This window comes from Nocardia sp. NPDC004278, from assembly GCF_053602975.1.
The window spans coordinates 85,574-98,710 of record NZ_JBSGEQ010000009.1 but is presented as its reverse complement, the minus strand read 5'-3'; the positions used below and the strand labels follow the sequence as shown (position 1 = coordinate 98,710).

The following is a 13,137-nucleotide window of genomic DNA, read 5'->3' as shown; positions in this document are numbered from 1 at the left end:
CCCAACCTCTCCCGAATCGGCCGCACTGAACATCGCGCCCGTTCCCGTATACAGCACCGAGCACGTTTGTGCACACCGGTGGCGGTGGAAGCCACGCCGCTCGTAACTACCGGCCAGCCCGCAGACCGGAGAAGTCGCGGAGTACGACGTGATTGCGGTCGGCGCAGCTGCCGAGTGCGTGATCGGGGTGCAGGCCGAGGTATTGGCGGCGGGTGCGGGTGCTCCAGCGTCGGGCGGATTCGGTGCGGGTCTTGTAGAAGTTGACCGTGTACCCGCCCTCGTAGAGGCGCAGCAGACTATAGCCGCCCGGATATTCCTTGGTGGCCGCGACTTCCAGGAATTCGACATCGACACCGGAGTCGGGACGGTTGCGGCGATTGCGGTGGGTGTGCCCGCAGTGGTGCAGGAATACGCCCGGGGTGTTGCGATAGAGGGTGTGCAGGGCGGCGGCATTCGTGCGGTCGAGGACGAATCCGGGGCCGCCCGGATTGCTCACCGCCGCATGGGAAGTCACCGGATGGTGGCCGAAGACCAGGGTGGGCCGGTCGGAGTCGGCCACGAGCACCTCACGCAGATGCGCCAATTGCGGTGCCACGATGGTGCCGCCGGATCCGCGCAGCCGGGTGGTGTCGAGGCCGATCATGCGCAGTTCGCCGACACGATGCTCGACCAGGCGCTGGCGGGCGTGGAATACCTTGCCCCAGTGGTCGATTCGGTGCGCATCCGGCTTATCGTGGTTACCTCGGCAGACGAAGTAATCGCGGCCGAGGACACCCCACCCGTCGAGCCGCTTGCGCACGCCGAGGCACTGTTCGAGGGTACCGGTATCGGTGAGATCACCCGCGACGATCAGCTGATCGGCCGCGCGGTCGGGTCGGCGCAGATCATCGAGCAAAGCCGTCAGCATGAAGTCCGGATAATGCTCGGTATCGTGGCTCAGACCGGTGGGCAGTCCGGCCACGACCAGGCCGCTGCTGTGTTCCCCGTAGTGCACATCGTTGGCGAGTGCGATGGTGTGCAGCAGCCGTCCCGGCGGCGGGGTAGCGGTGGTGAATGTGCCAGTGGATTCGGGTGTTCCGGCGCGGCGGGTCACCAGGGTGCGGGCGGGGACGGCGCGGCGCCCGTCCGAATAGGCCTCGAACCGGTAGGTGCGGCCGGGCTCGAGTCCGTCGAGTTCCGCGTAGTGGTAGGCGGTCGGCCGGGAGTCCAGGAAGTGCGGCCGCGCCGACAACCGGCCGTCGACCGGTGCGATCCTGACCTCGGTATCGGCGGGTACCGGGCGGGTCCGCCCGTAGCGGTCGCGGGCGCGCGTGGTCCAGGTCAGGATCGCCGAGCGATCGGTCACCGTGACCACCTCGAGGTCGGTGGCCACCATCGAATCCCGACGCACCCGAACGGAATCGGCGACTCTCGGGTGCGCGTAGCGCGGAGTTCGCACGGTGACCGCCGCGGCGCCCGCTGCCACATTCGCCAGCCACAGGGTCCGAAGTCGCGGATCGAGCATAGTGATCTCCGTTCGCCTCTGTCCCCGACGGTACGGTTGCCGGTTGAACGCTCGGGTCCGCGCACATGACAGGTCGGCTTCCGTTATCGAACATTCGAGCGGTATCGCCGGGCGTGGGGATTTGACTCCGAACCGGATCCGGGTCGAGAGTGCGCGGATGGGTGGAACGACCGAGGTGTCCCGCGCGACGTTGCGCAAGGTCACGATTCGTTTGGTGCCGTATCTCGGGCTGTTGTATTTCATCAACTACCTGGATCGGGTCAATATCGGATTCGCCGGACCCAGCGGGATGAAATCGGATCTGGGACTGACCGAAACGGCGTTCGGATTCGCCTCCGGCATCTTCTTCATCGGCTATCTCGTATTGGAAGTGCCGAGCAATCTGGCACTGCACCGCTTCGGGGCGCGACGCTGGATCGCCAGGATCATGGTGAGCTGGGGTGCGGTCGCCACCGCCATGGCGTTCGTGCCCAATGAGACCTGGCTCTACATCCTGCGATTCACGCTGGGTGTGGTCGAGGCCGGATTTTTCCCCGGCATCCTGCTGTATCTCACCTATTGGTTTCCGCAGACCCAGCGCGCGAGAATCGTCGCCCTGTTCATGACGGCGGTGCCGATTTCGACCGCATTGGGTTCGACGGTATCGAGTCTGATCATCCAGTACGGCGACGGTGTCTTCGGACTCAGCGGCTGGCGTTTCATGTTCCTGGTCGAGGGACTGCCCGCGATCGCGCTCGCGGTCGTCACCTGGTTCTTCCTCACCGACCGACCCGCACAGGCGAAGTGGCTGACACCGGCGGAAAGGGACTGGCTGACCGCCGAACTCGACGCCGAGCAGGCGGCACGCGTCGAACACTGGACGGTGCGCAAGGCCCTCACCCATCCGCGCGTGCTCGGCCTTGCCCTCATCTATGGCGGCATCGTGTACGGCCTGTACGCGCTCGGGTTCTTCCTGCCCACCATCATCACCGGATTCCAACAGCAGTACGGCACCCACTATTCGGTGGTGCAACGCGGGCTCATCAACGCGGTCCCCTATGTGATCGGCGCCGTTGTCATGGTCGTGTGGAGCAGGCACGGTGACCGGACGGGCGAGCGGGCCTGGCATGTGGCGCTGCCCGCGCTGGTCGGCGGGCTCGCGATTCCGGCGGCGCTGTATCTGGGCAATCCCTTCGCCGCAATGGTCGCGGTCACCGTATGCGCGGTCGGTGTCCTCGCCGCGCTGCCCACCTTCTGGGCGCTGCCGAGCACATTCCTCTCCGGTGCCGCCGCGGCTGGCGGTATCGCCCTGATCAATTCGATCGGCAATGTCAGCGGGTTCGTCGCACCGTACGTGACCGGCGCATTAAAAGATCTGACCGGCACCCAGCGCGCCGGACTGTGGGTCGTCGGCCTCGCCATGATCGGCTCCGCCATCGGCGTCCTCGCCCTGCGATCCCGAATCCGCACCGCGCCAACGGATTCGGGAGTTCGGCGCTGAGTCAGGCCGCTCGCTCGGCCGCACTCCGCTCGACGCAGAACTCATTGCCTTGCGGATCCAGCAGCGTGACCCACCCGAGCCCATCGGCGCTGCGATGGTCCTCGTAGAGTGTCGCGCCCAGGTCGAGGATCCGGCGCACCTCTTCGTCACGGCTGCGTTCGGTGGGCATCCAGTCGAAGTGGATCCGGTTCTTCACCGTCTTGTCCTCGGGTACTCGGATGAACAAGAGGCCGGGAACTCCGGACGGTGATTCGACCAGGGCCTCATCGGTGCCCGGCCCGTCCTCCTCGGCTATCGGCCATCCGGTGACGGCACTCCAGAACGTCGCAAGCGCATACGGATCGGCGCAATCCACGGTCACATGGCGAAGGATCATCCAACCGAGCGTAGCCATCCAGCCCCGCCCTGTGCTCGGGTCGGCGAGCCACCGCTGTGCTGCGGATCACCGGCCTTGCCCTCTGGTTGATTTAGAATGATCCTTCTAATATGGGCTCATGAGCAATCGAGATGTAGTCGACAAGTTCTACAAAGCAACACAATCCGGTGATGCCGCCGCGATTCTGGCGGCGCTGCATCCGCGCTTCGAAGGCTGGGTGGCCCCGGGAATGCCCAGCGTCGAGATCACCCAGGCACATGGCCCGGAAGCGGCACTCGCGGGCATCTGGGGGCCGGTATTCCGTGACTTCGCGATCGCCCCGTTCGCCGAAGAGTGGTTCGACGGCCAGTACGACACCGTCATCGTCACCGGCCACTATCGCGGCACGGCCCGCGCCACCGGCAAGCATGTCACCGCCGAATTCGCCCACATCTGGCATATTGCCGACGGCAAGCTGCTCGCCCTGCATCAGTACACCGACACCTGGCACTGGCGCGAGGCGCTCTCGGCCGCGGCCTGATCGCAAACTTTCGCGGCCACGCAGCTGGAGGATGGCCGTATGTCAACGGATCTCGCCGCATTCGTTCGTGGCCTGCCCGAGGCGGAGATCCGAATTCGCATGACCTATCGACCGGTTGGCGGCGACACGCCCGACTATGTCGACACCCGTTGAATGAACCGACTGGTCGGGCTGTTTGCTGGCGGCAAACATTCGGTTCGCAGCGCACCGAGGCCGTTCAACCGCGTGGTCATCGCGCCGCGGGACGGCGTCCGCGAGTACTAAATCGTCGTTAAATCGAAACCTGCGATGCGTGTGTCGCGCGCGGCGCGCCGCGACACAACCCAGCGACGGCAAATTGACAGTTTCGCTGGCAACGGTACATCGACTATGAATGTCTGGTGCCGTTCCCACGCGTGATCATTTGTCCGCCGTTGAATCTCTCCCGCGGGGAGTCGATTTGACCATCGAACATCCCATCGAGGACGAGGTCGGACAGCTCGCGCGGCGGGTCGAGCGGGCCCGAGGACGACTGGCCTATCAGTTCGATCCTGCGCTCACCGAGGCGCTGTCCGAGGACGAGCTGATCGCCGAACGTGAGCTCGCCGAGAAGATTCGCGGCGAGGATCGCGCGCAGCGATGGAAACAGGTTCAGGCCGCGGCCGCCGCGGCCGACCGCGCAAGGCATACCACCGAAGCGATCGAGAAGGCCGATATCAGAGATCTACTGGTAGCCCGCAAGGCAATTGCGGCGCAGCGGCGGGAGTCGAGCCCGCATGCCAAGCTGGCGTCGCTGTACCGGCATCGAGGATGGTCACTGCGCGCGCTGGCGGGTGTGGTGGCGGCGGGCATGCTGTGGTCCGCGGTCAATGTGCAGCACAACATCGCACCGGGCGGGCCGGGCGATCCGCTGTACTGGTTCAGCTATCTCATCGAGGCGATGATCAGCGTCTGCCTGATCATCATCATGGTCGGCACCAATAAGGTCGCCGAATGGGGTGTCATCGATAACCGCCGACAGGTCGCCGCGGCCGAAATCGCCCTGCTGACACTGACGGTCACCCTCAACACCTACCCGTACCTGCGCGACGGGGAATGGTATGAGACCGGTGTGCACGCGGTCGCGCCGGTCATGATCGGTGTCGCCCTACTCATCCATGATGCCGCGAGCGCCCGCTACGGCCTGGCCATCTACCGGGCCACCGAGCAGGTTCGCGAGTTACCCGATCCGGCCGAGCAGATCCGGGAAAAGCTCCCGACGATCACCACCTACCGCGCGAATGCGCTCGCGGCCCTGGTGGCGTCGGAATCGGGTAAGGAGTCCGCGGAGTCGGCCCAGGTGTCCCGAGCAGCCACCACGAACCAGGACGTGGAGCTGGAAGTCGAAGCGATCGTGGAGGCCGAAGAGGCCGAGGTCGAGGAGCCGGCCGAAACGGCTGAAGGGGAAGACGCTGCCGCACAGGGTGATCCGGCCACCGTGGCCGAGATCGATCCCGATACGCGCCGAGCGGCAAGCAACAGCAATGGCCGCGCCGGGGCCGAGAACGGCAGTGCGCCGGGCAATTCGGCGCCGACGGCACCGGAGCAGCGGGCGACGCCCGCCAAGCCCGAGAGCCGCCCCGTGGTCGCCAAGGAACCGGTCGCGCCGGTGGTCGCGAAGAACAACCCCTTCGCTCCGCCATCCGACCAATCGGGCGCCGCGGCCGAGACCGCGCCCGTGCCCAAGGTGGAGAGCCGCCCGGCGAGCCCGCAACCTGCCAAGGCAGCCGCCCGCAAGGCGGCGCCGGCCGTCGCCGAGTCCGCTCCCGTCTCGGATGGCAAGCCATCGGTGGTGTCGGCGTTGCGCAGGAACAGTTCGTCCTCGGCGGTATCGCGCAAGACCAGCTCGCTCGAGGGGCGCAAGGACAGCAGGTCGACCGAGAACACCCGGGGCAAGGGCAACGCGCCCGCCGATCCGGATCCGCACCTTCAGGTCGTTCGCACACCCGATATCCACGACACCGGACAGTTCCGCATCGCCGAGATGCTCGAACAAGAACTTGCCGAACTACAGGCGGAGCGCAGGCGGGCCAGGGCGAGCAGACAACGATGATCTCGGCGCTTGCGAGCCCGGGAGACTTCGGGGCATGATGCAGGCTCGGGTCATTAGGTACGTTAATAACTGGCGGCCGCTGCGTGTATCAGGTGTGGGAACGAAGGGATGGATCGGTCCAGTGATGAGGTCTTACCACTCAGCAGGATCCAGAACCATCAGTTCCGCGTCGGCGCTATCGCTTTCATAGCGAAGCGGTGCGAGACACCCGGAAGCTGGAGTTTCCGCGCACGGGCCCAGCGATATACATCCTCGCCGGGAGCGCCCTGCTGTCGGTGATCCTGCTGTTCACCACCATCGATCCCTTCCTGGACAAGGGCGGGTTCCTGGTCGGCGGGCTGGACGTGCACATCTATCGGGACGGTGCGTTCCGGATCGTGCACGATATCCCGCTGTATACCGAGCCGACCATGCGCGGGCTGCTGTACACCTACACGCCGTTCTCCACCATCGCGTTCGTGCCGATCTATTTGGTCCCGTGGGGGTACGTCACCAACACCTGGCTGGTGTTCAACCTGGGCGTGCTCATCGGCTGTGTGCTGCTCAGCTGGCGGCTGCTCGGGTACCGGATCACCACTCGGCTGGTCGTGATCAGTGTCCTGCTGGCGGTCACCTGCGTGTTCATCGAACCCGTCCGCCAAACGCTCTACTTCGGGCAGATCAACCTGGTGTTGATGCTGCTGATCCTGTTGGACGCGCTGCGCGACGACTACGGGAAGGTGCGCGGCATCGGCGTCGGACTCGCGGCGGGGATCAAACTCACCCCGATCTACTTCGTGGCGTACTTCGTGGCTCTGCGCCAATGGCGTTCGGCGATCACCGCATGCGTCACCTTCCTCGCCTCCATCGCCTTCGCCTGGGTCATCCTGCCCGCCGATTCGCGGGAGTACTGGACCTCGACGTTCTTCCAGTCCAATCGGATTGCGGTGGATACCCACCCGGCCAACCAATCCATTCGCGGTGTCATCGCGCATCTGCTGGATCGGCCGGCGCCGATGTGGCTGTGGCTGCTCGTCGCGGGGTCGATCGCGATCGCCAGCCTGGTCGTCACCACGGCGCTGTATCGGCGCGGTGAGCGGCTGCTGTCGATCACACTGGCCGGGCTGACCGCCTGTGCGGTATCGCCGTTCTCCTGGGGACACCATTGGGTGTGGTTCGTGCCGCTGCTGGTCTATCTGGTGCACAAGGCGCGGGACAGTTGGCGCTGGTGGGTCGCGGCGGCGGTGCTGTTCGCCGCGACCGCCGCCTGGACCTATCACTGGAGCAGAACCTGGGTGTCGATCGGGGTGTTCCTGCTGCCTCCGTGGTGGCCGATCACCAAGGTGCTGATCAACGGTTACGTCATCGCCTTCCTCGCGGTGCTGATCGGCGCCTGGATCCACCTACGCCGCGACGGCTGGTCGGCGCTCAGCGAGCGATCGGCCGAGCGCTCGATCCGGCTGCCACTGCTACGACGTCGCGACCCCGAATCCTCTTCCTGCCCAACTCCTTATCCGTGACCAGCACCGGAACCCGGTGCGGGAGGCCAGGTTTGCGGAACAAGCCGAAGCTATTGCTGTTCGCCCAGATTTACGCCGCGAGATCGCGACCGCCGAGCTGATGTGGCGCTGGGTCGACTACCTCGCCGACGGCTACGGTATCGACCCAGAGGCGACCTCGGTGCTCGACAGCACCGAGGTCTGGATCGTGCCGGTGGCCGATCCGGACGGTGTGGACATCGTCTCCGCCGCCGAGGGCCGTCCCGGATTCCGGCGCAAGAATGTCGACAACACCGGACCGACCTGCGCGACCGAGGACCCGGGCAACGGTCGCGGAGTGGATCTGGAACGGAACTTTTCCGGGCGGTGGAGTGCGGAGGGCGCCGATGCGGACCCGTGCGCGCAGGATTACCGGGGTGTCGCTGCGGCGTCCCCGACACTGCCACCGGACTGCTCATCGACCTGCACTCCTTCGGAAATTTCGGATCACGGCAGCGGAGACCGCACCCGAGGACGGTGTCCGGCTGCGGAATCTGGCCGCGAAGATTGCACCGGCGGGTTTCACCTCGGGCACCTCCCTGGACACCGTCGGCTATCCGATCTCGGGAACCAGCATCGACCAGGCCTACCGCGCGCTGGGGTGGCGGCGCTGGTCATGGAGATCGGCCCGGAGACGGCGGACTGTGCCGGATTCTTCCCGGAGTACTCATGTGTGGATCGGTTGCTGTGGCCACAGGTCGGGCAGGTGTTCACCGCAGCGGCAGGGGCGGCCGCCGCGCCATACCGCCAATAGGGCAAAGGCTTTGCGTTCTCTTTACCAGCGGATTCCCTTCGCTTTCAGCCTGAAATCGATCCTTGCCGGGCACGTCAAGCGGAGTTACCTTTAGCTCCTGCGCCGCGAAGCAATCCGGTTACCCGAAGATTGCTACACCCGCTCCACGGGAGGTTACTTCGATGTCGCACGAACATATTGCTCGGCCGGGCCGGAGGTATACCGCAATGACGAAGAAGAGGACGCAGCCCGCGCCCATGTTCAAGGTGACGGTGGTCAACGCCATTCACCAAGATGTCGATGGGTACGGCGACAGATGGGTCGCCACACTGGACCACGAGAATATGCGGGTCGACTGGATTGCCGCGGCGGTCGCCAAGGATGCGCGGACGGTCCGGGTCTGGTGCGATGACTGTGGGGCCAGCGTTCACCTGTGCCCCGAAATCCGCGAACACCTTCCGGCGGATGTGCGCAAAGCGCTCGCTGCCGCATGGGAGCACTACCACCCGACGTACCACGCCTAGACGAATTCGAGTACCTGACACAGCGGACGACGCACAGAGCGCGCCGTCGGCGGTCCCGCGTAGGCGAGCCGGAACAGCAGCACCTCGGCATGGTCCGGCCCGGTCTCGAACAGCCGTCGATAGCGGTCGCGCAGCTCCCGGAGTTCGGCCTGTTCGTGCCTGGACAGACCGTTGCCCCCGCCGCGCTCGAGTCGGGCGAAAAGATAGGGCAGCGCCGTCATCGGTTGCAGCGCAATGCCTTCCGCCGTCGCGGTGAGCCACATCCGCTGCATGGCGCGACCGCCACGCAGATAGCTTTCGCGTGACACACCGGGCACCGTCAGCAGCCCCACCGCGGCGGCGCTCGCCACCGTGCCGCGGGAAAGGTCTTCCAGTGCCCGTCCGCCACCGATGTCGGCGAGGCACTGCGCCACGCGCCACTGACTCAGCAGCCGCAGTGCCGCGCGTTCGGCCGCGGTGAGTTCCGCGGTGGCGATATCGAGCCCATAGGGTTTGGCCCGTACCTCCTCGGGCGTCCATCGGTAGCCGCCCATCGCGTCGCGATGCATGGCCCGGTTCAACAGGCCGATCCGGTCGCCCGCCCCGATCAGCGCGCCGATTTCGGCCAATTCCGTTCGCTCGCAGCGCAGTTGCAAGTGGCCGCCGGATTCGGCACAGACCGCAGCCAGCGATTGCGCCACCCCCGCACCGAGCGGGCGACGGGTATCGCGACGCCGATTGGTGATCCGCGCCGTGATCTGCGCGACGAGCGGCGAGGCCTCGAATTCCGGTGCGGCGGACAGTTCGACCGTGCCGACGAGGTGAGTGTCATTCGGCCGCGGCCAGGTTCGGATCTGCGTGCGCAGACCGAGATGTCCGGCCGCCAAGTCGATATTCTCGAATAGCGCGCCGAAGGCGACCCAGGTTGTGCCGTGTGCGAAGTCGAGGCTCGGCAGGTCGCGGGTCGGGTCGTGGCGGCATTCGAGGATGGCGTCGTCGCGATGCCAGGTCAGCGCCCACGGCTGGGCATTGTGCGCGGAGGGCGCCAGCGCGCCCATGGCCGCGATCCACCGCGCCGTCTCGTCGGACACAGTGCCGCGCTCGGCTGGTTCCGGTGGCAGCGGCGGGGCCGCCTGCGCCTCGTCGGCGATCGCGAATAGTGCTGTGGCGGAGACTGGTTCGTGATGGGTTCGGTGCCTCGCGTCGATCAGTTCGGCCGGATCGACGTAGTAGCGTCCCGATCCGACCGGCTCGCCGAGCAGCAGACGCCGCGCCGCATCCGCGACTATTGCGCCGCCGAGTGCCACCCCCGAGGCGAGCTGCGGCCAACTGCCGATCGTCTGCCCGACCTCGGGCAGCGATGCCGCCGCGCGGGTGCTGAGCCGGTCCGCGTCGAGGATTTCGAGGACGAACGGGACCTTGTCCGCCGCGCTGAGATCGCGAAGCTCTTCGGCCCGTACCGAACCGAGCAGACCATGGAAGATGGGCCGATCCGCCTCGACATCGAAGCGTTCGATATCGAGCAGGCCGCGATCGCCGGTCTGCATGATCACCGGAATGCCGTGGACGCGCGCCCGCTCCCGGAGCAGCACCTTGGTCGGCAGATCATCGCATTCCTCGACCAGCAGATCGAGACCACCGCCGCCGAGCAGGAAGTCATCGATGGCCTCCGGGCGAATTCCCCTCGGACACAGTTCTATTCGCAAATACGGATCGATCTCGAACAGCTGCCGGGCAGCGATGACGGTCTTCGCTATGCCGAGGTCGGCGACGCGGGCGCGGATGCGGTTCAGATTCGACAGGCTGAGGCGGTCGAAGTCCGCGATCTTGAACGAACCGCCGATCCCCTCCTGTGCCAGGGTGAGCACCGCGGCGTTGCCGACCGAAAGCCCGACCACACCGATCCGCATGCGTGCGAGCCGTTGCTGTTCCGCCGGAGTGATGCAGTAGCGGTTGCGATCCGTACGCACCTCCCGAAACTCCGTCTCGGGCAACACATGTACGAGATCGCCCGACCACGGATACCACACCCACACGCCGTACTCAGTGGATTCCTTGCCGTTCAGATGCCGATGCGCGCGCCGGTCCACTTCGGCACGCGAACAGGCGGGGTCTCGCGCGGAGATGAGCTGACGCAACTGTTCGCGAACCGTGTCATGTACCCGTTGCACGGTCGTGGCGGCCAAGAGCGCGGATAATGCCGACCGGTCCCGCTCCAGGGCGAGATCGAAATGAATTGGCCGCCATTCAGAAATGTCGCCATTCTTACTCGCGAGCTCACGGAGACCCCGGCCCAACTCGTTGCGCAAAACCCCTCCCGGTAGGTACGTGCGGATCCGTCCTACCAAGGTCTACACCCGACTTGTCGGTAACTAGTTATGTTTGAGCAAGCCGCAATCAGCCGAATGCCGCTGTCCCGAACCGTCACCGCCGATTGGCAGCCCGCCCTGCCCGCTATGCAGATCCCTGCTCGTCGCCACACGTCCAGCCGCGATTCCATCCGCCGTGCAGAGCATTTCCCTCGATCGGCCCAACCAGGACACCGGCCCGTCCGGCACACAGACCGCGATCACCGCATACGAGCAGTTCACACAAACTCTGCCGCCCATAGCGCCCGCTGGCATTGACGTCGCGGCAAGCCGTCTATTCTCCGCCGCAAACATCAGTCCTCCCTACTTGGCTCAGCCTCATGCAAACAGCTGAGCAATGAGCCGAGAATGCGCTGGTGCATGCGCACTCTCGGCGTCTACCTGCTCGAGCGCATGGTGATCGCTTGTCCAAGGAGCTTGTGCTCCGCTCCTGGGGCATCGGCTGGGTGCGGTGCGTCCTGCTGGAAGCCTGATCGCATTCCGGCCGAGGTCGAACCCGGCCCCGACGCATTCGTGGCGGACTGCGTGGGTTGCTCGGCTCAGGACACGCGGGTTGCCATGGTGTCGGCGGGATAGATCATCCGGTCGGGCGGATTGCTGGTGCGCCGGGCGAGGGGGTAGTAGATGGCGGCGGTGAAGGCGATGCCGACGATCCAGGAAATATCGGCGCCGCCGAGCATTTCGGTGACCGGGCCGGTGTAGAGCTTCTGGGCGAGGAATGGGATCTGGGCCAGAATGCCCAGTGTGTAGCAGGTCAGTGCGGCGACGTTCCAGCGTCCGTAGCGCCCGTCGGGATCGTAGAGCGCCGGGATGTCGATGCGCTCGCGTGAGATCAGGTAGTAGTCGATCAGATTGATCGCGCTCCATGGGGTGAACACCATGAGCAGCACCAGCACGAAATTCTTGAAATTGTTGAGGAAATCGGCGCTGGCCCCGACCGCGATCAGCATCGACACCGCGGTGAAGCCGACGATATAGGCGGCTCGGGCGGCCTGTGTGGTGTGCGAGCGACCGTTGAACGCGGTCACCGAGGTCAGGATGGACATGAACCCGCCATAGGCATTGAGACAGTTCACCGTCAGCTTGCCGACCACGATCACCAGGTAGATCAGCAGCGCGATCGCGGACGGGCCGGCGAGATCGCCGATGAACCCGACTTGATTGCCGAGGAACGCCTTTCCGGCCACCGCGGCCACCAGCGCGCCGAGCGTCATCGCCCATTGCGAGCCGAGTACGCTGCCCGCGAAGGTGGACCAGAAGGTGGTCCGCGCACTGGTCGAGCGGGGCAGATAGCGCGAATAGTCGGCGACGTACGGTCCGAAGGTGAGCTGCCAACCCGCGCCGAGGGAGATCGCGAGGACGAAGGTCACGATGTCGAAGGATTTGGCCCCGATATAGGCGCTGACGTCGTATTCGGCGAACAGGCGAATGGTCAGGTAGGTGAAGCCGATAATGCCGACCACGGTGGCGATCCGGCCGATGACGTGGATCAGCCGGTAGCCGGTCACCGCGACCACCGCGGTGAGTGCACCGAAGACGAGGATGCCGACCGTCGAATTGTCCACGTGCAGAATCTTGTTCACGGCCTGACCGGCCAGTACCGTGCCGGTCGCGGCGAAGCCGAGATACATCACGATCACCAGCAGCAGCGGCAGCACGGCGCCCAGGACACCGAATTGGGCTCGGCTGGAGATCATTTGCGGCAGACCGAGTCGCGGGCCCTGCGCGGAATGCAGGGCCATGACGATGCCGCCGAGGATATTGCCCAGGAGCAGGCCGATGATCGCCCAGAGCGCGTCGGCCCCGAAGACCACCGCGAGTGCACCGTCGACGATCGCGGTGATCTGCATATTCGCCCCGAACCACAGGGTGAACTGATTGCGCGGGGTGCCGTGGCGCTCGGCGTCCGGAATCACTTCGATGGTGCGGTGCTCGATCTGGAGTCCGGTGTCGAATTCGTCGTTGTGCGGCATGAATCCGCCTTCCATCAAGAGAAGGGGAGCAGCGGCGACAAGTGCGGTGCGGGGAGGACCCGGTGTGCGCGCTCGGTCTGTGCTCTGGGCC

10 protein-coding genes are annotated in these 13,137 nt (G+C 65.6%); 6 read left to right on the top strand and 4 right to left on the bottom strand.

Annotated elements, in window-relative coordinates; all coding sequences use genetic code 11:
- Positions 1–106 precede the first annotated feature (106 nt).
- On the bottom strand, positions 107–1,504 hold the full coding sequence (locus tag ACWEO2_RS16300) for a metallophosphoesterase (protein WP_452406023.1): 1,398 nt from the start codon (positions 1,502–1,504) through the stop codon (positions 107–109).
- Between the two features lie 157 nt (positions 1,505–1,661).
- Here ACWEO2_RS16300 and ACWEO2_RS16295 point away from each other — a divergent pair, with 157 nt between their 5' ends.
- Entirely contained in the window at positions 1,662–2,984 is a 1,323-nt protein-coding gene (locus ACWEO2_RS16295; RefSeq protein ID WP_452406022.1) for an MFS transporter, read from the top strand.
- Between the two features lies 1 nt (position 2,985).
- Here the strand turns inward: ACWEO2_RS16295 and ACWEO2_RS16290 are convergent, their stop codons facing one another.
- Complete coding sequence (locus ACWEO2_RS16290; RefSeq protein ID WP_452406021.1) at positions 2,986–3,360, bottom strand: VOC family protein; 375 nt, start codon at positions 3,358–3,360, stop codon at positions 2,986–2,988.
- Positions 3,361–3,478: 118 nt separating this feature from the next.
- On the opposite strand from ACWEO2_RS16290, the gene ACWEO2_RS16285 reads away from it, so the two are divergent.
- The 5 genes from ACWEO2_RS16285 (at position 3,479) to ACWEO2_RS16265 (ending at position 8,725) form a co-directional block, all read left to right on the top strand.
- The gene (locus tag ACWEO2_RS16285; protein WP_452406020.1) at positions 3,479–3,880 is read left to right on the top strand and encodes a nuclear transport factor 2 family protein; all 402 of its coding nucleotides are present in this window, start codon (positions 3,479–3,481) and stop codon (positions 3,878–3,880) included.
- A gap of 439 nt (positions 3,881–4,319) precedes the next feature.
- Entirely contained in the window at positions 4,320–5,951 is a 1,632-nt protein-coding gene (locus ACWEO2_RS16280) for a hypothetical protein (RefSeq protein WP_452406019.1), read from the top strand.
- Positions 5,952–6,148: 197 nt separating this feature from the next.
- Entirely contained in the window at positions 6,149–7,450 is a 1,302-nt protein-coding gene (locus tag ACWEO2_RS16275) for a glycosyltransferase 87 family protein (RefSeq protein ID WP_452406018.1), read from the top strand.
- Between the two features lie 16 nt (positions 7,451–7,466).
- The gene (locus ACWEO2_RS16270) at positions 7,467–8,222 is read left to right on the top strand and encodes a M14 family zinc carboxypeptidase (protein WP_452406017.1); all 756 of its coding nucleotides are present in this window, start codon (positions 7,467–7,469) and stop codon (positions 8,220–8,222) included.
- A gap of 206 nt (positions 8,223–8,428) precedes the next feature.
- Positions 8,429–8,725: a hypothetical protein gene (locus ACWEO2_RS16265; protein ID WP_354958695.1), complete on the top strand. Its 297-nt coding sequence runs from the start codon at positions 8,429–8,431 to the stop codon at positions 8,723–8,725.
- On the opposite strand, the gene ACWEO2_RS16260 is transcribed toward ACWEO2_RS16265, so the two are convergent.
- The gene (locus ACWEO2_RS16260; protein ID WP_452406187.1) at positions 8,722–11,001 is read right to left on the bottom strand and encodes an Rv1355c family protein; all 2,280 of its coding nucleotides are present in this window, start codon (positions 10,999–11,001) and stop codon (positions 8,722–8,724) included. The genes ACWEO2_RS16265 and ACWEO2_RS16260 overlap by 4 nt on opposite strands.
- A gap of 611 nt (positions 11,002–11,612) precedes the next feature.
- A complete protein-coding gene (locus ACWEO2_RS16255; RefSeq protein WP_452406016.1) occupies positions 11,613–13,046 on the bottom strand; it encodes a purine-cytosine permease family protein in 1,434 nt (477 codons plus the stop codon).
- Between the last annotated feature and the right edge of the window lie 91 nt (positions 13,047–13,137).

Coding starts and splice junctions, on each gene's coding strand:
- ACWEO2_RS16300 (WP_452406023.1), bottom strand. CDS start 1,504: ATGCTCGATCCGCGACTTCGGACCCTGTGGCTGGCGAATGTGGCAGCG.
- ACWEO2_RS16295 (WP_452406022.1), top strand. CDS start 1,662: ATGGGTGGAACGACCGAGGTGTCCCGCGCGACGTTGCGCAAGGTCACG.
- ACWEO2_RS16290 (WP_452406021.1), bottom strand. CDS start 3,360: ATGATCCTTCGCCATGTGACCGTGGATTGCGCCGATCCGTATGCGCTT.
- ACWEO2_RS16285 (WP_452406020.1), top strand. CDS start 3,479: ATGAGCAATCGAGATGTAGTCGACAAGTTCTACAAAGCAACACAATCC.
- ACWEO2_RS16265 (WP_354958695.1), top strand. CDS start 8,429: ATGACGAAGAAGAGGACGCAGCCCGCGCCCATGTTCAAGGTGACGGTG.
- ACWEO2_RS16255 (WP_452406016.1), bottom strand. CDS start 13,046: ATGCCGCACAACGACGAATTCGACACCGGACTCCAGATCGAGCACCGC.